We start from the raw sequence: 25,077 nt of genomic DNA on the forward strand, positions 1-25,077 counted from the left end.
GCATCTTCTGCATCAGGCCCCGGTCACACCGGGGCCTTTTATTTTGCGCCTTTGGTTGGCCGGACGGAATTCGCGCAGGAGCCTGCTCGCGTCGCAAGGCAAAGCGGCCCACAGACCGCCTACATCAGCGCCTCGGCGTCGATGCCCACGGTCATCGCGCCGATAGGCGCGCCGCTTTCCGGGTCGGTCAGGGTGAACGAAATCTGCGCCTGGTAGGTCTGGCTGCTTTCGTCGAATTCGATTTCCGAGAAGTGCATCGCGCCCGCGCCTTCGCCGAAGGTCTGGCTGAACTTCTCCTCGTCGCCCTGCCAGTAGTCCGATGTCATGCCGCTGGACGCCACGTTGAGGCCGACGGAATCCATCACGAAGATCTCGGTCACCGTGCCGCCGGACGCGGCCACGCGCGCGCGCAGGAAATCCGAGGCCGGGTGCGTCAGAACCGGGTCTATCGTGGGCGATGCGGGGGCGCCCAGTTCGTCGCGCCAGGCCTTGTCCATCGCTTCGATCGTCGGGCCATCATAGCGGGCGGTGGTCTCGTTCTGCAGCACGATGGCATCGATCAGCACCGGCTCGTCGATCCAGCCGGAGATATTCGCATCGAAGAAAGCCTGCATCGCGCTGCTCGCGCCGACGGCCCAAGCGGCGGGGCTGGTCGCCAGTACGAGGCCAGCGGCAAATAGTAGGCGGGTCATCGAATATCTCCTCTGGAAGATTGTTGCCGCGTCACGCTAGGCGCAGCGGGTTACGACGGATTTAAGGACCGCCCCTCGATACCGACAATTCGATACGACACGAGTCCCGAAAGCGCCCCGGTCCGTCTGCGGCGGCACGGTTCGAAGCGACGCATTGTCTCTGGCCTTTTGCGGGCCATGACGCTAGGCGGTGCGGGACCGCCCCGATACGCCATTCAGGCCACGGGGCCCGGCGCGGCCGCCACCGGGCGGACCGGCGCCTCAGCCAGACACACGAGGATACGGCATGGACCTGCGCAACATCGCGATCATCGCGCACGTGGACCACGGCAAGACGACGCTGGTGGACGAACTGCTCAAGCAATCGGGCGCCTTCCGCGCCAACCAGGCCGTGGCCGAACGGGCCATGGACAGCAACGACCTGGAACGCGAGCGAGGCATCACGATCCTCGCCAAGGCGACCTCGGTCGAATGGAAGGGTACCCGGATCAACATCGTCGACACGCCCGGCCACGCCGATTTCGGCGGCGAGGTCGAGCGCATCCTGTCTATGGTCGACGGCGTCGTGCTGCTGGTCGACGCGGCCGAAGGGCCGATGCCGCAGACCAAGTTCGTGACCTCGAAGGCGCTGGCGCTGGGGCTGCGGCCGATCGTCGTCCTCAACAAGGTCGACAAGCCCGACGCCGAGCCCGACCGCGCGCTCGACGAATGCTTCGACCTGTTCGCCGCGCTCGACGCGGACGAGGACCAGCTGGATTTCCCGCATCTCTACGCGTCGGGGCGTTCGGGCTGGGCGGATACCGAGCTTGACGGCCCGCGCAAGGACCTGTCGGCGCTGTTCCGGCTCATCGTCGACCACGTCCCTGCCCCGCGCCAGATCAAGCATCAGGACGAGGATTTCCGCATGCTGGCCACCACGCTCGGCTCCGACCCATTCGTCGGTCGCCTGCTGACGGGCCGCGTCGAATCCGGACGCCTCAAGGTCGGCGCGACCGTGCAGGCGCTGACTCGCCACGGCCAGAAGATCGAGCAGTTCCGCGTCTCGCGCATCCAGGCGTTCCGCGGCCTTGGCCCGCAGGAGATCGACGAGGCGGTGGCCGGCGACATCGTCAGCCTTGCCGGCATGTCCAAGGCCACAGTCGCCGACACGATCTGCGCGCTGGCGGTGGACGAGCCGCTCGAGGCGCAGCCGATCGACCCGCCGACCATCACCGTGACCTTCGGCATCAACGACAGCCCGCTGGCCGGCCGCGACGGCAAGAAGGTGCAGTCCCGCGTGATCCGCGATCGGCTGTACAAGGAAGCCGAGAGCAACGTCGCCATCAAGATCAAGGACACTCCCGGCGGCGAGGCCTTCGAGGTGTCGGGCCGCGGCGAACTCCAGATGGGCGTGCTGATCGAGAACATGCGTCGCGAAGGCTTCGAGCTGTCGATCTCGCGCCCGCAGGTCATCATGCGCGAGCAGGACGGCAAGATGATGGAGCCGATCGAGGAAGTCACGATCGACGTGGACGACGAGTATTCCGGTGCGGTCATCGAGAAGCTGACGGGCCCTCGCAAGGGCGAGATGACCGAGATGAAGCCCGGCGGCGCCGGCAAGACGCGGATCATCGCGCATGTGCCGTCGCGCGGTCTGATCGGCTATCACGGCGAATTCCTGACCGACACGCGCGGCACCGGCGTGCTGAACCGCGTGTTCCACGGCTGGGCGCCGCACAAGGGCGCGATCCCGGGGCGCCGCGCGGGCGTGCTGATCTCGATGGAGAACGGCGAGGCCGTGGCCTACGCGCTGTGGAACCTCGAAGAGCGCGGCAAGATGTTCATCGGCGCGCAGGAGAAGATCTACCAGGGCATGATCATCGGCGAGCACAGCCGCGAGAACGATCTGGAAGTGAACCCGCTGAAGGGCAAGAAGCTGACCAACGTCCGCGCCTCGGGCACCGACGAGGCGGTCCGGCTGACGACGCCGGTCACGCTGACGCTGGAACAGGCGATCGCCTACATCAACGACGACGAGTTGGTCGAGGTGACGCCGAACGCCATCCGCCTGCGCAAGCGGCACCTGGACCCGCACGAGCGCAAACGCGCCGCGCGCGCGGGCTAAGCTTAAGGCATCCGGATCGGCAGGTGGACGTTCAAGCTCGCCTGCCGATCCGGTATTTCTTCACGCTGTAGCGTGTGTGCACGTGCTGCAGGTGCTTTCGCACGCTCCTGAATGCGGATCCTATCACCCCACCCAGCTGGATCGATGCGTACAGCTGGCGGCGCTTAGCGCCGCGCTTCGGGCGTGCGAAAAACCGTTACGGGCGCGTCACGTCGCTCACGGCCGGTGCGGTCTTCGTGATCTGACGCCCGCTCTGCAGCGGCGGGCACAAGCTGGTCGTCGACCGCGGCGATACCCGGCGCCATCACCCGGGCGCACCAGCCCCCGTGACCGCGCATGGCAGCGTACCCGCCCATCCCGAGCGCCGCCTCCATCCGCGAGCAGGGCGCACAGGGGCCTGTGATCTCCAGCAGCGCCGTGCCCAGCCAGAACGGCCGGCCGCGCAAGGCCACGAGGTTGATCCCGGCCACCACCACGTTGCGGCGCAGCAACTCGGGCACCACCGTTTGCGTCTCGCAAAGCGCCTCGATCACGCGCAGATGCTCGGCCTGGATCAGCGTCACGGCGCGCTTCTCCGAGCGTCCGTGATCGCCCACCAGCCCCGTCTCTTCGATCTCGGCGTGCTGGACGCCGTGCATCGGCGCCTTGCGCGCCGGCCGCACCCCGATCCATGCGATCCGGCCCGGCCGCGAGAAGCGGCTTTGCAGGTCGGCGATCGTCTGCATCAATCCTCGATCTCGACGACCATCAATTCGCGTTCCGACGCATTGCGCGCGTGGCTCAGCGCCTCCTGGTAGGCGTCGGAGTTGTAGCACGCCACGGCGTCGTCCACGCTGTCGAACCGGGCGACAACGTTGCGCGGACGTTCCCGTCCCTCAAGCTGGACGAAGCGCCCGCCCCGCGCCAGGAACCGCCCGCCATGCGCGGCGATGGCCGGCCCGGCGAGCTTGGCGTATTTCCCGTAGGCCTCGTCGTCGGTGACGGTGACGTGGGCGATCCAGAGTGCGGGCATGTCCTATCCTTCGATCACGGCTTCGGCGGCGGAAATCGCTGCGTCGGCCTGGCTTGCATCCTTGGCGCCGCCTTGCGCCATGTCGGCGCGGCCGCCGCCGCCCTTGCCGCCAAGCGCCCCGACGGCGGCCTTGACCAGGTCCACGGCAGACACCCGGCCGGTCAGGTCGTTGGTCACGCCGGCGGCGACGGCGACCTTGCCCCCGGCCTCGGCGATCAGCAGCACGGCGCCCGATCCCAACCGTGCCTTGTGCTCGTCGATCAGCGCCGGCAGGTCCTTGCCGGATACGCCCGACAGCACCTGCGCCAGGAACCGCACGCCGGCAACTTCCCGCGCCTCGACCCCACCGCCCTGCCCGGCCCCGCCCGACATGGCCACTTCGCGCCGCAGCTGCGCGACCTCGTTGGCCAGCGCGCGACGCTCGTCCAGCAGCGCGCGGACCCGCTCGGGCACGTCAGCCGGGGCGGATTTAAGCACGGCAGCCGCCTGCGCGAGGCGTTCCGTCTGCTCCGCCAAGTGACGCATCGCCGACGCTCCGGTCAAAGCCTCGATCCGTCGCACCCCGGCCGAGGACGCGCTGTCCGCCGTGACCACGAAGGCGCCGATGTCGCCGGTGCGCGTCACATGCGTGCCGCCGCAAAGCTCGATCGAATAGGTGTTGCCGTCCGCGCCCTTGCCCGAGCCGTCCCGTGCGCCCATTGACACCACGCGAACCTCGTCACCGTATTTTTCTCCGAACAGCGCCTGCGCGCCGATCGCGCGGGCGTCGTCGGGCGTCATGATCCGCGTCGCCACCGGCGCATTCTGGCGAATGTAGTCATTCACCTCGGCCTCGACGCGGGCCCGCTCGTCCGGCGCCAGAGGCTTGGAATGGCTGAAGTCGAAGCGCAGCCGGTCGGGCGCGTTCAGGCTGCCCCGCTGGGCCACGTGATCGCCGAGCGCGCGGCGCAGCGCCTCGTGCATCAGGTGCGTAGCCGAGTGGTTCGCGCGGATCGCGCCACGGCGCGCGTGGTCGACCTCCATCTGCACGGCGTCGCCCTTGCGGATCGTGCCCCGGCCGACCGTGACCTGGTGCGCCGACAGCTTGCCGCCGCCCATCCTCTGCGTGTCGGTGACCTCGGCGCATTCGTCCTCGTTCTCGAGCCGGCGCAGCCAGCCCGTGTCGCCGATCTGGCCGCCGGCCTCGCCGTAGAAAGGTGTCTGGTTCAGGACGACCCAGCCGGTCTCTCCCTCGGCGAGCGCATCGACCTCCGCGCCGTCGCGCACCAGCGCCAGCACCTGGCCCTCGGCGATCTCGGTGTCGTAGCCTAGGAAATCGCTGGCGCCCACGCGCTCGGCGATGTCGAACCACACGGTCGCATCCGCCGCCTCTCCCGACCCCGACCAGGCAGCACGCGCCTTGGCCTTCTGCTCGGCCATGGCCGCGTCGAAACCGCCGATATCGACCTGCCGGCCACGCTCTCGCAGCGCGTCCTGCGTCAGGTCCAGCGGAAAGCCGAACGTGTCGTACAGCTTGAATGCCGTCTCGCCCGGCAGCGCCGCACTTTCGGGCAGATGCGCCAGTTCGTCGTCCAGCAGCTTCAGGCCCCGGTCCAGCGTCTGCTTGAAACGCGTCTCTTCCAGCCGCAGCGTCTCCTCGATCAGCGCCTGCGCGCGCACGAGTTCGCCGTACTGACCGCCCATCTTGCGCACCAGTGCCGGCACCAACCGGTGCATGACCGGGTCCTTCGAACCCAGCATGTGCGCGTGGCGCATGGCGCGGCGCATGATCCGGCGCAGCACATAGCCGCGCCCGTCATTGCTCGGCATCACCCCATCCGCGATCAGGAACGAGGTCGAGCGCAGATGGTCCGCGATCACCCGGTGGTGCGTCTTGCCCGGCCCGTCCGGGTCGGTGCTGGTGGCGTCCGCGCTGGCCTCGATCAGGCTGCGGATGAGGTCGGTCGCGTAGTTGTCGTTCGTGCCCTGCAGCAGGGCCGCAACGCGCTCGATCCCCATGCCGGTGTCGATCGACTGCGCCGCAAGCTCACGGCGCGTGCCGTCCTCGAACTGCTCGTACTGCATGAAGACGAGGTTCCAGATCTCGACGAACCGGTCGCCATCCTCCTCGGGGCTTCCCGGCGGGCCGCCCCAGTACTTGTCGCCGTGGTCGAAGAAGATCTCGGTGCAGGGGCCGCAAGGGCCGGTTGGGCCCATCTGCCAGAAGTTGTCGTCCGTCGCGATGCGGATGATCCGGTCGTCCGGCACGCCGACCTTCTTCCAGATGTCGGCGGCCTCGTCGTCGGTGTGGAAGACGGTAACCAGCAAGCGGTCCTTCGGGATTCCGTATTCGCGCGTCACCAGGTCCCAGGCGAAGGGGATCGCGTCGGATTTGAAGTAATCGCCGAAGCTGAAGTTCCCCAGCATCTCGAAGAACGTGTGATGCCGCGCGGTGTAGCCCACGTTGTCCAGATCGTTGTGCTTGCCGCCTGCCCGCACGCACTTCTGCGCAGAGGTTGCGCGCTTGTAGTCGCGGGTCTCGACGCCGGTGAACAGGTTCTTGAACTGCACCATGCCGGAATTTGCGAACATCAGCGTCGGGTCGTTGCGCGGCACCAGCGGGCTCGACGGCACGACGCGGTGGCCCTGCTTCTCGAAATAGTTCAGAAAGGTCGAACGGATGTCGTTCAGCGTGGGCATGGGCGGCGGGCCTCTTGCGGGTTTTGGCGCATCGGCGACGGTGTAGCCGCGCAGCCCCACCGTGTCCATAAGCTGCAACCTCCACGGCCCGCGCCGCCGCCGGAGGTACATCGAAGGAGCCGTAGCCGAACCAATCGCCAGTCCAGCCATTCCGCTGCTCCGGAAATATCCCGTGGGGTCGCACGACGCGCGAGCGAGGCAGCGCCCCACCGCGATTTCACGCTGCGCGGATCGGATCGCGCAAGTGATCCGGAACCCCACATGATATTCGCCGGGTCCCGGAACGGGAAACGGGGCGCCCCGACGCCCCGTCCCGAAGTCACTCCACACGGCCCAGGTCGATCACCCCTCGACGATATCCTCGTCCTCGTCGGTCGACGGCATGTCGAATTCCAGCCCGTGCGCGGCGCGTATCTTGTCCTCGATCTCGTAGGCGACGCGCTTGTTCTCGCGCAGGAAGGTCTTGGCGTTCTCACGCCCCTGCCCGATGCGCTCGTCGCCGTAAGAATACCAGGCGCCGGACTTCTCGACCACGCCGGCCTTGACGCCCAGATCGATCAACTCGCCGGTCTTGGAGATCCCCTCGCCATACATGATGTCGAATTCGACCTGCTTGAACGGCGGCGCGACCTTGTTCTTGACCACCTTCACGCGCGTCTGGTTGCCGACCACCTCGTCGCGATCCTTGATCGCGCCGATGCGGCGGATGTCCAGCCGGACCGAGCTGTAGAACTTCAGCGCGTTGCCGCCGGTCGTCGTCTCGGGGCTGCCGAACATGACCCCGATCTTCATGCGGATCTGGTTAATGAAGATCACCATGCAGCCCGAACGGTTGATCGAGCCGGTCAGCTTGCGCATGGCCTGGCTCATCAGGCGTGCATGGACGCCGACCGAGCTGTCGCCCATGTCGCCCTCGAGTTCGGACTTCGGCGTCAGCGCGGCGACCGAGTCGACCACCACCATGCTCACCGCGCCCGAACGCACCAGCGTGTCCGTGATCTCGAGCGCCTGCTCGCCGGTGTCGGGCTGCGAGATCAGCAGCTCGTCAAGGTTCACGCCCAGCTTCTTGGCATATTGCGGGTCGAGCGCGTGTTCGGCATCGACGAAGGCGCAGACGCCGCCCTTCTTCTGCTCCTCGGCGATGGCGTGCAGCGTCAGCGTCGTCTTGCCCGAGGATTCGGGGCCGTAGACCTCAATGATCCGTCCCTTGGGCAGGCCGCCGATGCCCAGCGCAATGTCCAGCGACAGCGAACCCGTCGAGGTCGCCTCGATGTCGCGCATGGCGTTGTCGCCGCCCATCTTCATGATCGAGCCCTTGCCGAACTGCCGTTCGATCTGGGCAAGCGCGCTGTCGAGCGCCTTCTGCTTGTCCGCGGTGCGCTTGTTGTCCATGCTCAGAAGATCTGCCGTTGCCATTGCGTGTCCCGCCCTTATTCCATAGCCACCCTCGGGCAGCAATCGCCGAAACCGTTCGCCTCTTGTTCCACTCCGGAACATGAGACCAAAAAGAGAACATTTCAAGTCAATTCTGGTGTTTCGATTAGTGACCAGAGATGGTTACCGAAAGGTTTAGGGTAGGCATAAATCGCGATGCTCGTTTTCTGGAAACAGCGCCTTGTGCTTCTGTCGGTCCCCAAGACCGGGTCTTCCGCGCTCGAGGCGGCGCTGGCGGCATCGGCGTCGATGGCGGTGCTCGATCCGCCCGAGCTCAAGCACGCGCCGATCTACCGCTACAATCGTTTCTTCCGCCCTATGTTCGAGCGCCTGGGCGCCGAGCGAATGGATATCATCGCCCTGGTGCGCGAGCCGATCGACTGGCTGGGATCGTGGTATCGCTATCGCCAGCGCGACTTCCTGGCCGGCCGACCGGAATCGACGCGCGGGATGGATTTCGACACCTACTGCCGCGCCTATGCGTCAGGGGAGCGGCCGGCATTCGCCGACGTGGGCAGCCTGGCCAAGTTCGTCGAGCCGCGCCCCAACGGCGTCGCGGTGACGCATCTGTTCCGCTACGAGGCGATGGATGCCGTCACGGCCTACCTGGCCGAGCGGCTGGAGCGACCGGTATCGCTCCCACGCGCCAACGTCTCGCCTCGCGCGCCGATTACCCTGTCCGCCGAGACCGAGGCCTTGCTTCGGCGGCACTGTGCGGCCGACTTCGCCGTATGGGAAAGTGCGCGAACCGGGTAGGCGGCGTCAGACAAGCTGCGCGTGCACAGTCTCGGTCAGATCCGAAAGCGAGAACGGCTTGGGCAGGAATACCGAGTTCGGGATCGCGTCCTGACCGTCGCCGAACGCGTCCTCGGCATAGCCCGAAACAAAGACCACACCCACGTCCGGCCGCGTCTCGCGCGCCTTGCGCACCCAGGTCGGGCCGTCCATGCCGGGCATCACCACGTCGGTTACGAAGATGTCCACCGCCATCGTGTCGTCGCTCAGCAGGTCCAGCGCCTCCTCGGCGGTCTCGGCCTCGATCACGGTGTAACCGCGCAGCCGCAGCGCGCGGGCGGCGAAGGCACGCACCGGCGCCTCGTCCTCGACCAGCAGCACCACCCCCGATCCCGTCTCGGGCAGTTTCTGCACCTTTTCCTCGACCTGCGGCGCGGGCGCCTCGGCGGCGCGCTCATGGGCGGGGAACAGCAGCGTGAAGGTCGTCCCCTGCCCCGGAACGCTGTCGACGAAGATGTAGCCGCCCGACTGCTTGACGATGCCGTAGACCGTGGACAGGCCGAGGCCGGTGCCCTCTCCGGTTCGTTTGGTCGTGAAGAAGGGCTCGAACACCTTCTGGAGCTTGTCCTTCGGGATGCCGACGCCCTCGTCGCTGATGGCGACCGAGACGTAGGCGCCGGGCGGCACCACCGCGCGGTCGCGTTCCAGACGGTCGTGCAGCACGCGGCGCTCGGTCGTGATCGAGACCTCGCCGCCGTCGGGCATGGCGTCGCGAGCGTTGACCACGAGGTTCATCATCACCTGTTCCAGTTGCCGCCGGTCGCCGCGGATCGTCGGCAGGGCCGGGTCGTGGTTGAGCACCAGGCGCACCTTTTCACCCACCAGCCGGTTGAGCAGATGCGTCAGGTCGGCCAGCGTGTCCCGCAGGTCCAGCACCTCGGGGCGCATCGTCTGCTTGCGCGAGAAGGCCAGAAGCTGACCCACCAGCGCCGCGGCCCGGTTGGCGTTCTGGTTGATCTGCACCAGGTCGCCGTAGTCGGGGTCGCCCTGGTCGTGGCGCAGCAGCAGCAGGTCGCAATGCCCCGAAATCGCGGTCAGCAGGTTGTTGAAATCATGCGCCACGCCACCCGCAAGTTGCCCGATCGCCTGCATCTTCTGGCTTTGCACGAACTGCGCTTCCAGCGTCTTGAGTTCAGTCGCGTCGTTGAGCACGGCTATCAGCGACGGCATGCCATGCTCGATCACCCGATTCAGCGTCACCTGCACGAAAACCTCGCGGTCGGGTCGGGTCAGGCGCAGGAATTCCGAGCGGTGCAGCCCGCGCCCGTCGGCGGCCTCGTGCAGCCAGTCGGTGAGGGCGCGGCCCAGCCCTTCCATGTATTCCGACAGGTTGCTCGCACCCTCGATCGGCAGGTCCAGCAGGCGCCGGGCTTCGGGGTTGGCGCGGATCAGCGTGCCGTCGGGCGTAACCTTCAGCAGCGGCACCGGCAGCGTGTCGAAGCCGCGCTCGCCCTCGATGTTGTCGCAGGTGTCCTCGATCGGGGCCAGCAACAGCTCTTGGCGGCCGGTGCCGATATCGGCGCTTTGCACCAGCACCCGCGCAACGCCGTCGGCGGACTTGATGCGGTGCACTCCGCCCGAGCGCAGCGGCAGGTCCTCGACGAAGTCCGACAGCGACTTGGCGCGCTGGCCGATCAGCGACCGCGCGGCGGGGTTCATGAACAGGATCGCGCCGTTGCGTCCGGTGGTCAGCATCGGCGTATCGGCCCGTCGCGGCCCGACCGAGCGCGTGGCCTCCGATTCCAGCCGCCAGACGGTGATGCCGTCCTCGAGCCGGCGGACATGCAGGCGGAATCCCTCGGCGTGGCTGGTCACGTCCTCCAGCACCGCACCGGCGGCCTCGGCCTTCTGCTGCAGGCGAAAGACGATGCCCTCGGCACCGGCGAATACGTCGCGCAGCGCCTCGACCAGGGGCGTTCCGGGCTCGCGCGCAAAGCGTTCGCGCGCCGCCGCATTGGCCGAGGCGATCGAACCGTCGGTGCCGGTGACGAAGCAATAGGCGGGATCGAACTCCATCGCCTGCGCCAGCAGCGTGCGGCGCCGGTCCATCTGAACGATGCGAATCGCGCGTATGACGATCCAGCCCACGGCCAGCGCCGCGAAGACGCCGGTGGCGGTCAGGGAAACGAGGCCGGCAAGCTCGTGGGTGGTCGCCAGCGCGACGGCGTAGGTCGAGGACGCCAGCAGCGCGAAGATCGCGGCGACCCTAAGGTTGAGTTCCCCCGCCGGTAACATGCCCGCCAAATCGCGTCCCCCCTTCGTCAAGCCCCGTGCGCGCCGCATCGAATCGCGCGCCTCACCATTCACCGGGCAACGTTAACCATCAGTTAACCACCACCGCGAACGGCGCGTCACCCCGTGTGTGCCAGCACCGCGAGGAAAAGCCCGTCGCCCTCTGGGCCGGGCAGGAACGACCGGCTGTCGCGCAAGGTCCAGCCGGGATGGCCGGCGATGAAGCGTTCGACCGCCTGCATGTTCTCGCACGCCAGAACCGAGCAGGTGGCGTAGGCCAGCACGCCGCCCGGCGCGACCAGCGGCGCCGCGCGGTCGAGAATGTCGGCCTGCGTCCGGCACAGCGCGTCGAGCGCGCCCTGCGTCAGGCGCCACTTGCCTTCCGGCGCGCGACGCCAAGCGCCGCTGCCGGAACAGGGCACGTCGCACAGCACAAGATCCCAGTCCCGGCGGGGATGATCCACGATCCGCAGGTCGGCCCCTGCGCGGGTGGCGCGTGCCGGCACATCGCGCATGCGGGCCGGATCGGCATCGTGCACCGCGACCGGACCGCCGCCCAGTCGTGCGGCCATCGCCAGCGCCTTGCCGCCGCCGCCGGCGCAGTAGTCCAGCACCCGCATGCCCGGCACCAGCGGCAGCGCGTCGACCACTGCTTGGCTCGCGGCGTCCTGCATCTCGACCAGGCCGCCGGCGAAGGCCGCGCCGCGCGCGATGCTGCGGGCGCCCGCGATGATCTCCAGCGCGTCGGGCGACAACGAGGCGGGACGCGCCTCGATGCCCTCCTCGGCCAGCGCGGCGCGCGCGCCCTCGACATCCGCGCGAAGCGTGTTGACGCGGACGAAGACTGGCGCGCGATGGCGCAGCGCCTGCGCGACTGGGTCGGCCCGCGGCCCCAGGTCCCGCGCAAACTGCGGCCACAGCCAGTCGGGCATGTCCCGCGCGGCGGCGCCATCCTGCGTACCGCCGGCGGCCCGCTCTGCTTCCGACAGCGGCGCGGGAGCGTGGCCCTGGCCGTCGAACAGGCTCTCGGGCGGCGGGCCGTCCTGCCGCAGCAGGCCGATCATCCGGCCGCGTCCTGTCTCGGCCGCGCCAGACGCGGCCGTGCTGCGCCAACGGCGCAGCACGTCGAACACGTGATCGCGCACCGCCGCGCGATCCTTCGACCCCGCGTAACGCGCTCCGCGCGCCCAATTGGTCAGCGCCTTCTCGGCCGGCTCTCCAGAGGCCACCCGGTCAATCACCGCGATCGCGGCAGAGATGCGCGCACCAGGAGTCACGTGATCACCCGTGCCGCGGCGCCACGGGCGCCGGAGGCAAGGTCGCGGATAGACCCGCACCGGTTTGCGGCCGCGCGTATTGCCATGCCTGCGTCGGGCATGAACGTCCGAGCCTCGTCGGGGAATATGTTGAAAAGTTTCATGGGCGGCTTCGTTCCGGGATGCGGCATCGGGTTCGATACCACCGTCCTTCCGGTAAATGCCGCCTGAGCCCGCCCGGCGCAAGCGAGCGGGCTCGTGTATCGCAAGATGACGCGACGGTCACCGGCGCGGCGTCATGCCCGCTCACTCGACGCCGTAGATCCGCGCGATGTCCTTCAGCATCAGTTCGGCTGCCAGTATGCCGCCCGCCGTGTTCCAGATCGCGTCGCTGACCGCGTGAACCTTGCCCGCCTGCACGGCCGAAAGAGACTGCCAGAGCGGATCGGACAGCACGTCCTGCGCCAGCGCGTCGCCCTCGCCGTCGCCGGTTTCGTAGGTGAAATGGAAGATCCGGTCGCCGTCCATGTCCGGGATGCTCTCCTTGCCGGTGTAGATGGCGAAGGCGCCCACGTCCTGGATCTCGGGACGTTGGAAACCGAGGTCCTTCAGCAGGACCCCGGAAAAGCTGTCCAGCTGGTAGATGCGGATCTGGCCGGGCAGGAAGCGGATGACCGAGACCTCTTCCTCCAGCGCCGGGCCCAGCTTCGCGCTCAGCGCATCCACGGCGGCGTCGAACTCCGCGATGGCGGCGTCGCCCTCGTCCGCCAGCCCCAGGGCCTCGGCGTAGAGACGGAAGTTGATTTTCCAGTCGCCGCGCAGTTCCTGCGACACCACCGTGGGCGCGATGGCGGAAAGCTGCGGATAGATTTCCTCGTGCCGCTGGGCATTGCCGATGATCAGGTCAGGCTCGAGCGCCGCGACCAGTTCGAGATTCACCCCGCTTTCCGTGCCAACGGGCACCGCGTCGCCCATCGCGTCCGAGATGTGATCCCACCACGGATCGCCATTCCACGAGTTCACCGCGCCCACCGGAACGACGCCCAGCGCCAGAGCCGCTTCGGTGCCCTCGTTCGTCAGGACGACGACACGCTGCGGGTCCTCGGGCACATCGGTCGTGCCCAGCGCGTGTTCCACCTCGCGCGCCTGCGCCGCGCCCGCCAGTAGGACCGCCAGGACCGGCACAGCCGCCAGGAAGGTTCTGAAAAGTGTCATCGTCGCCGTCCTCATTGTCGAGTTATTCGATCAGGAAATTTCCGGCGCCTTGGTTGACCAAATCTCTCGGGAATGTCAATGACGCGCAGAAACCGGTGGCCGATCCCGTGACCAAGCTCCTGACGCTCCTTACCATCCTGCTCGCGCTCGCGGCACTGGCGAGCCTGCATCTCGGCCTGCGTCACTACGCGCCGGGCACGGTGCTGGACGCGCTGCGCGGCGGCACCAGCCCGGACGCCATCATCGTGGCGACCCTGCGGGTGCCACGCACGCTGGTCGGCCTGTGCTCCGGCGCGGCGCTGGGGCTTGCCGGGTTCCTCATGCAGGCGGCGACGCGGAACCCGCTGGCCGAGCCGGGGCTGCTGGGCATCAACGGCGGCGCGGCCCTCGCGGTCGTGCTGGGCGTCACGCTTGGCAACGCGCCCGGTCTTGCGGGTATTGGCGCGCTGGCACTGGTCGGCGGGCTGGCCGCCACGGCGCTGGTCTTCGGCATCGTCGCGGCGGCGGGCCGCGCGGCGGGACCGGCGACCACGCTTCTGGCAGGCGTGACCGTCGCCGCCATGCTCGCGTCGCTCACGCAGGTCCTTCTCCTGGTCGACGAGACGGCGCTCGAGACGATGCTTTTCTGGCTTTCGGGCGGCTTCGCCGGTCGCGATCTGGAGCTTCTCGCCCTCGGGCTTCCGGCACTGGTCGTCGGTTGCCTCGGCGCGCTCGTCCTCGCGCCGTCGCTCGATGCGCTCAGACTAGACGACGACAGCGCCGGCGCACTCGGCGTCCGCGTGACGGGTGTCAGGCTTGCGGCGCTGACGCTGGCGGCGATCCTGGCATCGGGTGCGGTCGCGATGGCCGGACCGGTGGTGTTCCTCGGGCTCGTCGCGCCGCATCTGGCGCGCAGGCTCGCACCCGCGTCCGGCAGCGCGGGGCTGATCGCGGCGACGGCACTGACGGGCGCCACCCTTGCCGTGCTTGCCGATATCGCGGCCCGCCTGATCGTGGCGCCGGGCGAGTCGCCGATCGGCGCCGTCCTGGCGCTGGTCGGCGTGCCCGTGCTGGTCGGCCTGCTGCGCCAGCGGCGCGAGGCCGTGCTGTGACCAACCTGCCCCCCTTTTTGCGTCTCGGCCTGCTTGTCGCGCTGCTCGGAGCGCTGACGGTTCTGGCGACCGGCATGGGGTCCAGCCACATGCCGCCCGGCCGGGTCGCGGCGGCGCTTCTCGGCTACGGCGCGCGCATGGACGAGGTCATCGTCTGGACCCTGCGCCTGCCGCGCGTCGCGCTGGCCATCCTTGCCGGCATGGCGCTGGCACTTTCCGGCGCGCTGCTGCAGCGTGTGACTCGGAACCCGATCGCGGCCCCCTCGATTCTCGGCATAACCGACGGTGCGGCAGTCGGCGCCGTGGGATTCCTGTGGGCCTTCTCGGACGACGCGAACCTGCTTGTGGTCTCGATCCACTGGCAACCGCTGGCGGCAATCACCGGCGCGTTCGCCTTTGCCGGGCTCGTCACGATTCTGGCCTTCCTCGACCCGGGCGGCCGCGGGCCGCTGCGGGTCATCCTCTACGGAGTCGCGCTCGCCGCGCTGGCCAAGGCGGCCGTTACGCTGTTGATGATCGTAGGGCCGGTCTATCGCGCCGGGCAGGCGCTGACATGGCTCACCGGCTCGATCGCCGCCGCGCACTGGAGCGATGTCTTCGTCGTCGCCGCCGGGCTGGCGATCTCGGCGGTCCTGCTGCTGGTCGCGCGCAGCACGATCCGGCAACTGGTGCTGGACACCGACAGCGCCGCGGCGACCGGCGTGCCGGTGGGCCGGGCGCAGGTGGCGCTGCTGGCGCTCGCGGTGGGGCTCACCGCTCTGGCCGTGTCGCAGGTGGGCGCCATCGGCTTCGTCGGCCTAGTGGCGCCGCACGTCGCGCGGTTGTTCCACGGCGCCTTCGCCGGCGGCTACCTTGCCGCGACGGCGCTGATCGGCGGCGTCATCGTCCTGGCGGCCGATACGGTCGCACGGATGATCGCCGCGCCGCTGGAACTGCCCGCCGGGGCACTGACCGCGCTTCTCGGCGCGCCGCTTTTCCTGTGGTTGCTTCTGAAAGGACGCCGAACGCATGGCTGACGCACTCGCCCGGCTTCGCGCCGTCACCGCACGCTATGACGGTGTGACGGCGCTGGACCTGATCGATCTCGACCTGCCCGAGGGCCGGATCACCGCGCTCTGCGGCCCGAACGGCAGCGGCAAGTCCACGGCGCTACGCGTGCTTCGCGGGTTGCACCAGGCCGAGCAGGGAGAGGTCGAGGTTGCCGGGCGGCCTTTGCGCGACTGGGCGCCCAAGGACTTGGCCAAGGCGGTCGCCATGCTCAGCCAGTCGCCCGACGCGCCGCCCGAACTGACGGTGCAGGATCTCGTGCGGCTGGGCCGGTTCGCGCACCGCAAGCGGTTCGCGGGGCAAAGCGGCGAGGACCACGCCGCCTGCGCCCGCGCGATGAGGGCCACCGAGATGACCGATCTCGCGGCCCGCCCCATCGGGCGGCTGTCGGGTGGCCAGCTTCAGCGCGCGTGGATCGCCATGACCATCGCGCAGGACGCGCCGCGGATCTTCCTGGACGAGCCGACGAACCACCTGGACGTGGCCCACGCCTTCGAGGTGCTGGAACTGGTGCGCCGACTGAACCGGACCGAGGGGCGCAGCGTCGTGCTTGTGCTGCACGATCTGAACATGGCCATGCGCTACGCCGATCACGTCGTGCTGTTCGACAAGGGACGCGCAGTCGCCTCGGGGCCGACCCGCGAGGTCCTGAACGAGCCGCAGATCACCCAGGTCTTCGGCATAAGGTGCCGCATCGTCCATGTGAGCGGAGAGGATGCGCCGACACTCGTGACGCTGCCTCGCTGACACGGGCGGCGGGGCCGGAGCGCCGTGGGCCCGTCCCGGGCAGGATTGTCCCGGATCGCAGTTTGCGCGCCGGACGCGCTGCCTTGAACTGCGGACGGTTAGTTCACGTTGCGGGTGCACGAAGCCCGCCGCGTCCACAGAACGACGTGCCGGCGCTTGCTCCGCGCTGTCCGGGGCCGGCGAAGCGAGCGGCCCGACTGAAGATCAGGCCGGGCTGTCGAGCGTCGCAGTCGCCGTCTGCCGCCGCCCGTCACGCAGGAACGCGATCTCGATCTCGGTGCCGGGGCTGTGGCGATCGAGAGCGGCCAGGAAATCCTCGGTGTTGGTGATGGGCGCGCCGTTCATCGCGACGATGACGTCGCCGGGAACCAGGCGGCCGTCGTTGGTGATGCGCGCCGGCCGAAGCCCGATCCGCGCGGCGGCCGAGCCGGCCCTTACGCCCAGAACCAGCACGCCGGTAATGCCCTGTCGGCGCGCAAGCTCGTTTATGCGTTGATCGTATTCGATCCCCAGCACAGGCGGCGCGTAGCGGCCGGTCTCGATCAGTTGCGGGACGACCCGGTTCACCACGTCGACCGGAACGGCAAAGCCGATCCCCGCGCTGCCGCCCGAGGGGCTGTAGATCGCGGTATTGACCCCGATCAGCCGTCCCGCGCTGTCCAGCAGCGGCCCGCCGGAATTGCCCGGGTTGATCGCGGCGTCGGTCTGGATCAGCCCCCGCAGCCCGCGACCGCCCGCGCCCGGCAGCTCGCGATCCAGCGCCGAGACGACGCCGGTGGTCAGCGTCCAGTCCAGCCCGAAGGGGTTTCCGATCGCCAACACCTTCTGGCCGACCTGGATCTCGGCGCTGCGCCCGACCGGCAACGGCGGCGCCCCGGTCTCGTCGATCCGGAGCACGGCAAGGTCGTGGGTCGGATCCGTGCCCACCAGCCGGGCGCGGCGGGTCTCGCCATCGGCAAGCTGGACGATGGCGCTGTCCGCGCCCGCGATGACGTGGTTGTTGGTGATGATGTGACCCTGCGCGTCCCATACGAAGCCCGACCCGCTGCCCTGCGGCACGTCGGTGGATCGCCTGCTCCACGGGTCGATGATCCGCCATGACGTGGTGATGAAGACCACGCTCTCGCGGGCCGCGCGGAAGGTCTCGACGACCGAGCGTTCATCCGCAGGCAGATCGGCCCGCGGCGCGACCGCCCGGGGCTGAGCCGGAGGGACGAGAAGGCGCTCCACGACGACGGGACCGCTCTGCCACGCGATCCCGACGACGATCGCCGCGAGCGAGGCGAGAAGAAGTCGCGAAAGAAAGCGCCGGTCTTGCATCGGTTCCGCCTGTGTTGCCGATGCACAACCTGCCATCGCGCCGGGCAAAGAACCAGACCGGATGCCGCCCCGGCGGCACGTCTGCGCCGATCGGACGCGCGGCGCGGACGTGCCGCTTGGTCTGGCGCCGCCGGACCGTGCCGGTTGTCACAGAGGCACTTCGCTTGCGGGATCGCCAGACCTGCCGGACGGCGAGGGCACCCGACCGGCCGCCACGACACAGGACCGGGAACCCGCGGGTCCCGCAACCGTTGGCCGGATGTCATGCCCGAACGAAGTTCCGAGATCCCCACCCTGCCCGGCTTCGACAGCACGACGGCGTTCCTGCGCGAGGGCTATCGCTTCGTCTCGCGGCGCTGCCAAGCGCTGGGATCCGACGGCTTCCGCACCCGGATTATGCTGCGTCCGGTGACCTGCCTGCGCGGAGCCGAGGCGGCGCGCGAGTTCTACCGCCCCGGGCGGATGACCCGACGCGGCGCGATGCCGAAACAGGTGCTGAAGCTGCTGCAGGACAAGGGCAGCGTGCAGATGCTGGACGACGCGCCACACCGGGTGCGCAAGGCCATGTTCATGGACCTCATGACGCCCGGAAACCTGGATCGCGCGCGGCAGATCTTCGACGAGGAATGGCGTGCCGCGGTTCGCGGATGGACCAATCGGGAGATCGCGCTGTCCAAGGGTGTGCGTGACGTGATGACGCGCACCGCGATGCGGTGGTGCGGGCTCGACCCTGCGGCGCATGACTCGGCCGCGCGCAGTGCAGAGCTCTCGGCGATGTACGCTTCGGCCGGCAAGCTGGGTCCGGCCTACCTGCGCGCCCGCCTGCTTCGGGCGCGGTCGGAACGCTGGGCGCGGCGGGTCATCGGTCAGGTGCGCAAGGCCGAGATGCCCGACGACAGCGCCGTGGCACGCATCGCCTTCCATGTCGATGCCGATGGCGCTCACCTGACCGAGGCGGCCGCCGCCGTCGAGTTGCTGAACCTCCTGCGCCCCATCGTGGCCGTCGGCCGCTACGTGGTCTTCGTCGCCCATGCCTTGCATGTTCATCGGGACTCCATTCCTGCGGACCGCAACGACGACGCGATGAACGCTGCAATCGCGCACGAGGTGCGACGGCTCTACCCCTTCTTCCCGGTCATCGGCGGCCGCGTGCGCGAGCCCTTCGAGTGGCGCGGCGCCCGGTTCGATCGGGGCGACTGGCTGCTGCTCGACCTGTACGGTACCAATCGCGACCCCGCCTCGTGGCCCATGTCCGAAACCTTCCGCCCCGAGCGCCACGAGGGTCTCGACGAGCAGCCCGATGCGCTGATCCCGCAAGGCGGCGGCGATTACCTGAAGAACCATCGCTGTCCGGGCGAATGGCTGACAGTCGCGCTGATGACCGAGGCGGTGGGCCAGCTGCGCGACATGCAGTGGCACGTGCCCCAGCAGAACCTGGACCTGCCCGCAAATGAATTCCCGCCGATACCGGGCGACGGGATGAGGATTGTCGTCAATCCTGGCGCACCGGCAGCCGCGGCGCCGATCTGCTGAATTTGTTCTTTCGGCGCTTCCGGGTTACCGCACTTAGCGGTGCCCCACCCAGCCTCGGTCATCGGTAAACGCCCGGCCCGGTGCGATGGACGCGGTGCGGTAGTGCGCCGGCATGCGTACCAGAGGGGAAAGCGGTGCGCGCGAGGCCGCCAGCAGGATGTTCGCCCGTCCGCCTTCGCGAACGGGGCCCTGCACGGCTTTCACGTAGGGGTAGAGGTCGCTCAGGATGGCGTGGATGCCACGGGCAAGCGTACCGTCGGGCATGTCGAGAAGGTTGACATAGACCGGGCCGTCGACGATCTCCTTGAGGCGTTCGTAGGTTTCCCTCGTCGCAAGATGGGCCGGGACCGACCCGGACGAAAAGGCATCCATGACGGCGGCATCGAAACGACGCGTGGTCTCGTTGATGTAGACCCGACCGTCTTCGTGGACGATGCCCAGCCGACGTCCGTCCGCCGCGCGCAGGGCCGCGTCGCGACCTGCGTCGAAGCCCTCCCGCTCGATCATCTCGCCTGCCCGCGGCAGGTGTCTTTGCACCACGCGGGTGACAAGCGGATCGATCTCGACCGCCACGGCCTTCGCGGAGGCCTGCGCGCCAAGCAGCTTCGTCGGCAGCGTGTACCCACCGCCGCCGACGAACAGAACCGACGGGTCGGGTCCCAGATCGCGCTCCATCCGCGACCAGATCCACTGCACGTAGGACAGCACCGGCTCTGTCGACGCGTCGGATCGTCTGCCGCCTTGCACCACCCGCTCGGCCGCCTGGGTCGTGCGGTCGGAAACCAGATGGACCGCGCTTCCCGCGTGCACCACGTCAAGGCAAGACAGGCCCGACTCGTATCCGCAGACCGGGCCAGTGCCCAAACTCGCCACCACCACCAGACCCGCCGGCGCGATCGAGGCTATCGGCGCGCCCGAAGCCTCCGCAGCGCCGCCGGCACCGGGCGCGGTTCCTTGGATGAACGGCACACACAGAAGCGCCAACGCGCCGCATCCCGCAAACGTGGCGGCCGACCCGATAAGCGGCAGCGTAACGAAGCCGGCCACAATCGCACCGGCGATCGCGCCAAGCGAGCCGGCTGCCAGAACCAGCCCCAGTGACGAACCCTCGCGCCCCGGTCGCGCCTCGACGGCAAGTTTCGCCAGGAACGGCGTCGGCACGGTAACGAGGACCGATGCCGGAAAGAATGCCACGAAGACCGCCAGCATCATGCCGCCCGTGCCCCGTGCGCCCAGCGCGTAGACCATGGCAAGGACGGTTGGCGACAGCGCCATCAGGATGGCCGTCGCGATCAGCGCGGCGCGCACGTTCCGGGTGGCTCTTCCGCGCTCGCGTTCGGCCAAAAGTCCTCCCACCGCGCTACCGAGCGAAAAGCCGGCGAGGACGGTCGCGATGACAACGGTCCACGTCACCAGAGACGTGCCGAAGAACGGCGCGAGCACCCGGCCGGCCGCGATCTCGTACGTGAGCCCGGCTGCCGAAAGCACGAGGATCAGGCCGATCGTGGTCCAGAACCGCATGACGAACTCTCCGTCTTTGCCGGGCCGCGAGCCGGCATCATTCTCGGCAGTGATAGCGAAGAATGCCGGCGCGTGGAACGGTGGCCGGTCCGGCTGCGATGGCGCCCGTCGTTTTCGCACGATCGCCATCGGCTTCCTGCCCGGTCCAGGTTCGGCGCACCCTTGGGCAACGGCAGCCGCCGCAGTCTGCACGCCGTGCAGGACGCCGGCTGCGCCGGCATCACTCGGGCATCTTCGCGGCCATGACTTCGATCTCGACTAACCAGACCGGCGACGCAAGGCCCGCCACCTGCATGGCGGATCGAGCCGGCAGGTTGCCGCGCTCGACGCCGAAGAACTGCGTGTAGCCCTTCATGAATCCTTCGAAATCCATTGCGCCGCCCTTTTCGGGATCTCCGACCAGGAACACCTGCATCTTGACCACGTCGTCCATCGTGTAGCCCGCGGCCTGAAGCGCGGCATCGACGCGCTCCAGCACGCCGACGGTCTGCGTTTCGGTATCCCCGTAGGCTTCCCTCGAGCCCGGTTCGGCTTCTTCGTCGACCACGGGCGGCACCTGCCCCGAGACGTAGAGGACCGACGCGCCCGGCGGAATTTCGACCGACTGCGCGATCGGGAAATCGCTGCCGGGAAGCCGGTTGCGTACGATGTCCTGCGCCTGGACCGCACCGGCGGCCATCAAGGCGGCGGTGGTGACTGCGATCAGCATTCTCATGTTCTGGTCCTCTCCGGAATCATTTCCAACGGCATGAGATCCGCGAGGTCCCGATGCCACAAGGCACGGGCGGCACCCGCGATCTTTGGCCGAGCCTGTGTCCGACCTGGATGCCAACGAAACGAAGCCGGTCGCGGGTCCGCTTGCCGGTCAGCGAATGGCTGCGCCTCAGGTTAAGGCCTGGAACAACAGGCGAACAGCCACCAATGCCAGCAGCGCGAGGACGATCTTGTCGAAAAGGACCTTCGACAGGTGCCGGGCAAGCACCGCGCCGATCGGCATGCCGAGGAACAAGGGAACGAGAGCGGCGCAGGACCAGGCGAAACGCTCCCACGTGAGAAAGCCGTAATGCGCCAGCATCGGGATCTGGATGACCGACATCATCGCGAAGAAGCACGAGATCGTCGCGACGAAGGCGGCCCGCTCGATCCGCATCGCGTTGAGGAAGGTGATCGAGACGGGCGCCGAAATGCCCGCCGCCCCCTGCAACATGCCCGCGACCGACCCGACTGGCAGCGCCAGGCGGCGCGCGATCTCGAAACGCAGGATCGCATCGGGCCTGGTCAGGCGAAACCCGATATAGGCGAAGACCGAAACCGAGACCAGGATCAGCAGCGCCGTATCCGGAAGGCGGGCAAGCATGTAAGTCCCGAACCCGGCGCCGAGAGTGCCCCCGAAGGCGAAGTGCGCGGTGAAGCGGCCCTCGATCTGATGGCGGCGGAAATGCCAGCCCTGCCAGGTGTTCGACACCAGGTTCGGCACCGCGAGGATCGCGATGGCGAAGGGGACGTCGAACAGCACGGCCAGCACGGGCACGGCGAGGATCGGCGCCCCGGCGCCGGTTGCGCCCTTGAGGATGCCTCCGAGGGCGATGGCGATGAAGGTCAGCAGCATTTCAGTGGCTGTCCGACAACGCGACGCGCACGTCCAGGACCGCCTGCCGGCGCTCGTCGCGCACCGCCCGGACCGCCCGGTCCAACGCGGCGGGAAGCGCGGCCCCGTCGCTGACACGCTCGACATGCGCACGGCTGGCCGCGGCGATCCAGCAGAAATCGGGCTGCGGTTCGAGCGACGTCAGCGGCATCACGTTGGCCTGAGCCGCCGCGCCGCCGGGAAAGCCGGTGACGACCGACCGGCGCACGGCGTTCCACATTCCGTTGTTCTTGATGATCGACAGGACCGGCAGGCCCAGCGCCTCGCCGATCTGATGGCAGGCCACGGGGTTGGCGAAGATGTACGAGCCGTCGCCCATGCACGCGACGGTCAGCTTCCCCGGGCGGGCCAGTTGCGCGCCCAGCGCCGCAGGAAGTGCCCAGCCCAACCCGCCCGAATGCGGGTTGCAGAACAGGCGGTTCGGCCCGGCCAGGTCCATCATGCCGGGCAACACGCCGAGTTCGCCGAAGACGATGCCGTCGTCGCCGAGCACGCGCGACAGGCACAGGCTCAGCCATTCCGCGGTCATCGGGTCTGTCTTGCCTGCTTGCGCGGTCGCGCGCGCGGTCTTGCGCCGGCGTTCGGCGCGCGCCGCGACCCCTTGGGCGCGGTCGGGCCGCGCCTCGCCACGAAGCGCTGCATCGAGCGCCGCCACGCCCAGCGCGGGATCACAGGCGATGGCAAGGTCGGTGCGATACCCGCGCACCGGCATGCGGGCGAAATGCGGGTCCGGCCCCATATGCGCGATGCGGACGTCGGAACCGGGCCGGTGCAGCCGTTCGATCCACGGGGTATCGGAATCGAGCGCGATCACGAGATCGGCTCCGTCCATCGCGGCACCGGGATCATAACCCAGAAGCACAGGATCGGCCGAAGGCAACACGTTGCGCACCATGAACGGCTCGGCGACTCCGATCCCCATGCGGCCGCCAAGGGCCGACAGCGCGGCGGACAGCCGCCCCTCGGGATCGCCGCGCTGGCACAGGATCACCGGCGCACGCGCCTCGCGCAACCACCCCGCCAGCGTCTCGATCGCCGCCGGGTCGGGGGCCGTCCGCGTGGCAGCGGGCCGCGCGGTGACGGGCTGGCGCGCGGCTTCGGGAATCGCTTCGGTCAAGGGCTCGCGCGGCAGGCTCAGGTAGACCGGGCCGCACGGCGCGCTCATGGCCAGCGCCACCCCGCGCGAGACCAGCGGCTCTCCCTGTTCGGGATAGCGCATCTCGTAATGGTGCTTGACCGTGTCGGACACCAGCGAGGTCTGGTCGTACATCTCCTGCCCGTACTGGATCGGGGTGGCGCGCCCGCCGGCACGGCCGGCCTCGGTCAGGGGCGTGCGGCCCGACATGACCACGACCGGCACGTTGTCCGAAGCCGCGTTGATCACGCCCATCACGGCGTTGGCCAAACCGACATTGACGTGCACCATCACCGCCTGCGGTCGCCCGGTGACCAGGTAATAGCCATGCGCCATGCCGACCGTCGCCGTCTCGTGCGGAATGGTGACCGGAACCGGCATCTCGTCGGCCGGCAAGGCGGCGAGCGCCTCGATGATCGGCGGGAAATCGGTTCCGGCATTGGCGAAGAGCCAGTCGACCCCTGACCGCTTGAGCCCCAGCAGGACGGATTCCGCGCCGTTTTGCGGATGCCGCGTTCCTTCTTCCATCGCCGATCGCCTCCCCAAGCCGTGAAAGATTCATCTTGCCTATACGTCAACCACGTGCAGGACTGAACAGGAATCTCACCATGTGGGATTTATGGCTGCCCTGGGAGAGGCGTGCCATCGATAAATGGGAGGAAAGACCATGCGCAACGTCATTGCGGCCGCGGCCCTCGGGCTCGGCCTTGCTGCATCGGGGGCCTCGGCGCAGGCCGTGGGCATCGCCACGTCGAACCCCGGATCGCTGTTTCACAACATCGGCACCGCCGTCGCGAACGCCGCCAACGCGGCCGGGCTGAACACGACGATCCAGCCGGCCACGAGTCCGAACCAGTACCTGCCCTACGTCAATTCCGGCGGGATCGAATTCGGCGTCGCTAACCTGCAGGAGGTCAGCTACGGCATCACGGGCGACGCGTGGTGGAACGGTGTCCAGAACGACGACATCCGCGTCGTGGGCATGCTGATGCCGCTGGTCGAGGCGGTCTTCGTGCGCGACGACAGCGGCATCCGCTCGCTCGAGGATCTGGTCGGACAAACGATCACCTACGGCTACACCGCGCAGAACACGATCCTGCCACAATACGACGCGATCTTCGCCACGGCCGGATTGACCGCCGACCAGTTCGAGCACGTGAGCGTGCCGTCGGTCGTGGGCGGCGCCAACGCCTTCATGGCGGGCGAGGCCGACGCCTTCATCTTCGCCCACGGCGCCGGCAAGGTCCGCGAAGCCGACGCCGCGGTGGGCGGGCTTTATGCCCTGCCCGTGGGCGCCTCGGACGACGCCGCGCTGGCGGCGGCGCGCGAGCATTGGCCGACGGCGACCTTCCAGGAACTCGAGGCCGGGTCGATGCCCGGCGTGACCGAAGACGCGACCTACATCGCCTTCCCGCAGGTGGTGTTCACCCACGCCGGCGTTTCCGACGACGTGGTCTACCAGATGGCCAAGGCGATGTACGAGAACGCCGGTGTCATGGCCGAGACCTTCCCCCCGTTCCGCGCCTTCCGTCCCGAGGCGATGAAGGGCGATCCGGGCGCGGCCGAGTTCCACCCCGGCGCGCTGAAGTTCTTCGACGAAGTCGGACTCGAGTGAG

Annotated in this window: 21 protein-coding genes; 7 read left to right on the plus strand and 14 right to left on the minus strand. The window is 68.6% G+C overall.

Features of this window, described 5'->3' with window-relative positions; all coding sequences use genetic code 11:
• Positions 1-119: 119 nt before the first annotated feature.
• The gene (locus BLW27_RS13280; protein WP_089883876.1) at positions 120-692 is read right to left on the minus strand and encodes a hypothetical protein; all 573 of its coding nucleotides are present in this window, start codon (positions 690-692) and stop codon (positions 120-122) included.
• A 286-nt stretch (positions 693-978) separates the two neighbouring features.
• Between BLW27_RS13280 and typA the strand changes: the two genes are divergently transcribed.
• Positions 979-2,796, plus strand: coding sequence for a translational GTPase TypA (gene typA, locus BLW27_RS13285; RefSeq protein ID WP_089883877.1), 1,818 nt, complete (start codon positions 979-981; stop codon positions 2,794-2,796).
• Positions 2,797-2,960: 164 nt separating this feature from the next.
• Here the strand turns inward: typA and BLW27_RS13290 are convergent, their stop codons facing one another.
• From BLW27_RS13290 to recA, 4 genes are all read right to left on the minus strand, one after another.
• The gene (locus tag BLW27_RS13290) at positions 2,961-3,521 is read right to left on the minus strand and encodes an MOSC domain-containing protein (protein WP_342708069.1); all 561 of its coding nucleotides are present in this window, start codon (positions 3,519-3,521) and stop codon (positions 2,961-2,963) included.
• Positions 3,521-3,808, minus strand: a complete 288-nt coding sequence (locus BLW27_RS13295; RefSeq protein ID WP_089883878.1) for a DUF1330 domain-containing protein — start codon at positions 3,806-3,808, stop codon at positions 3,521-3,523. The genes BLW27_RS13290 and BLW27_RS13295 overlap by 1 nt, the downstream gene beginning before the upstream one ends.
• 3 nt (positions 3,809-3,811) lie before the next feature.
• A complete protein-coding gene (gene alaS / locus BLW27_RS13300; RefSeq protein ID WP_089883879.1) occupies positions 3,812-6,487 on the minus strand; it encodes an alanine--tRNA ligase in 2,676 nt (891 codons plus the stop codon).
• A gap of 342 nt (positions 6,488-6,829) precedes the next feature.
• Entirely contained in the window at positions 6,830-7,903 is a 1,074-nt protein-coding gene (recA, locus tag BLW27_RS13305; RefSeq protein WP_089883880.1) for a recombinase RecA, read from the minus strand.
• 174 nt (positions 7,904-8,077) lie between these two features.
• On the opposite strand from recA, the gene BLW27_RS13310 reads away from it, so the two are divergent.
• Positions 8,078-8,677 carry a gamma-glutamyl kinase gene (locus BLW27_RS13310; protein ID WP_089883881.1) on the plus strand — a complete coding sequence of 200 codons (600 nt, stop codon included), beginning with the start codon at positions 8,078-8,080 and terminating at the stop codon, positions 8,675-8,677.
• Positions 8,678-8,683: 6 nt separating this feature from the next.
• Here the strand turns inward: BLW27_RS13310 and BLW27_RS13315 are convergent, their stop codons facing one another.
• The 4 genes from BLW27_RS13315 to BLW27_RS13325 all read right to left on the minus strand — a co-directional run bounded on the left by BLW27_RS13315 (position 8,684) and on the right by BLW27_RS13325 (position 13,419).
• Positions 8,684-10,951, minus strand: a complete 2,268-nt coding sequence (locus tag BLW27_RS13315; protein ID WP_089883903.1) for a hybrid sensor histidine kinase/response regulator — start codon at positions 10,949-10,951, stop codon at positions 8,684-8,686.
• Positions 10,952-11,067: 116 nt separating this feature from the next.
• Positions 11,068-12,225, minus strand: a complete 1,158-nt coding sequence (locus BLW27_RS13320; protein ID WP_089883882.1) for an RsmB/NOP family class I SAM-dependent RNA methyltransferase — start codon at positions 12,223-12,225, stop codon at positions 11,068-11,070.
• Entirely contained in the window at positions 12,222-12,368 is a 147-nt protein-coding gene (locus BLW27_RS21210) for a hypothetical protein (RefSeq protein WP_177177900.1), read from the minus strand. The genes BLW27_RS13320 and BLW27_RS21210 overlap by 4 nt, the downstream gene beginning before the upstream one ends.
• Before the next feature lie 142 nt (positions 12,369-12,510).
• A complete protein-coding gene (locus BLW27_RS13325) occupies positions 12,511-13,419 on the minus strand; it encodes an ABC transporter substrate-binding protein (protein WP_089883883.1) in 909 nt (302 codons plus the stop codon).
• Positions 13,420-13,526: 107 nt separating this feature from the next.
• Between BLW27_RS13325 and BLW27_RS13330 the strand changes: the two genes are divergently transcribed.
• The 3 genes from BLW27_RS13330 to BLW27_RS13340 are packed head-to-tail and all read left to right on the plus strand — an operon-like array spanning position 13,527 to position 16,304.
• A complete protein-coding gene (locus BLW27_RS13330) occupies positions 13,527-14,510 on the plus strand; it encodes a FecCD family ABC transporter permease (RefSeq protein ID WP_089883904.1) in 984 nt (327 codons plus the stop codon).
• The gene (locus tag BLW27_RS13335; protein WP_245710875.1) at positions 14,507-15,526 is read left to right on the plus strand and encodes a FecCD family ABC transporter permease; all 1,020 of its coding nucleotides are present in this window, start codon (positions 14,507-14,509) and stop codon (positions 15,524-15,526) included. The genes BLW27_RS13330 and BLW27_RS13335 overlap by 4 nt, the downstream gene beginning before the upstream one ends.
• The gene (locus BLW27_RS13340; RefSeq protein WP_089883884.1) at positions 15,519-16,304 is read left to right on the plus strand and encodes an ABC transporter ATP-binding protein; all 786 of its coding nucleotides are present in this window, start codon (positions 15,519-15,521) and stop codon (positions 16,302-16,304) included. Before BLW27_RS13335 ends, BLW27_RS13340 begins: the two co-directional genes overlap by 8 nt.
• Positions 16,305-16,508: 204 nt before the next feature.
• On the opposite strand, the gene BLW27_RS13345 is transcribed toward BLW27_RS13340, so the two are convergent.
• Positions 16,509-17,624 (minus strand): S1C family serine protease, encoded by a 1,116-nt coding sequence (locus BLW27_RS13345; protein WP_089883885.1) that lies wholly within the window; start codon positions 17,622-17,624, stop codon positions 16,509-16,511.
• Between the two features lie 264 nt (positions 17,625-17,888).
• On the opposite strand from BLW27_RS13345, the gene BLW27_RS13350 reads away from it, so the two are divergent.
• Entirely contained in the window at positions 17,889-19,157 is a 1,269-nt protein-coding gene (locus BLW27_RS13350) for a cytochrome P450 (RefSeq protein ID WP_089883886.1), read from the plus strand.
• A 33-nt stretch (positions 19,158-19,190) separates the two neighbouring features.
• Here BLW27_RS13350 and BLW27_RS13355 read toward each other — a convergent pair whose 3' ends face one another.
• The 4 genes from BLW27_RS13355 to BLW27_RS13370 form a co-directional block, all read right to left on the minus strand.
• Complete coding sequence (locus BLW27_RS13355; protein WP_245710876.1) at positions 19,191-20,807, minus strand: fused MFS/spermidine synthase; 1,617 nt, start codon at positions 20,805-20,807, stop codon at positions 19,191-19,193.
• Between the two features lie 91 nt (positions 20,808-20,898).
• Entirely contained in the window at positions 20,899-21,393 is a 495-nt protein-coding gene (locus tag BLW27_RS13360; RefSeq protein WP_089883887.1) for a RidA family protein, read from the minus strand.
• Positions 21,394-21,561: 168 nt separating this feature from the next.
• Positions 21,562-22,287: a sulfite exporter TauE/SafE family protein gene (locus BLW27_RS13365; protein ID WP_089883888.1), complete on the minus strand. Its 726-nt coding sequence runs from the start codon at positions 22,285-22,287 to the stop codon at positions 21,562-21,564.
• Position 22,288: 1 nt separating this feature from the next.
• The gene (locus BLW27_RS13370) at positions 22,289-23,989 is read right to left on the minus strand and encodes a thiamine pyrophosphate-requiring protein (protein WP_089883889.1); all 1,701 of its coding nucleotides are present in this window, start codon (positions 23,987-23,989) and stop codon (positions 22,289-22,291) included.
• A 139-nt stretch (positions 23,990-24,128) separates the two neighbouring features.
• Here BLW27_RS13370 and BLW27_RS13375 point away from each other — a divergent pair, with 139 nt between their 5' ends.
• Complete coding sequence (locus BLW27_RS13375) at positions 24,129-25,076, plus strand: TAXI family TRAP transporter solute-binding subunit (RefSeq protein WP_089883890.1); 948 nt, start codon at positions 24,129-24,131, stop codon at positions 25,074-25,076.
• Position 25,077: the final 1 nt, after the last annotated feature.

Origin of the sequence: Citreimonas salinaria, assembly GCF_900107235.1 — a bacterium.
In the GTDB taxonomy this organism is placed as follows: Bacteria; Pseudomonadota; Alphaproteobacteria; order Rhodobacterales; family Rhodobacteraceae; genus Citreimonas; species Citreimonas salinaria.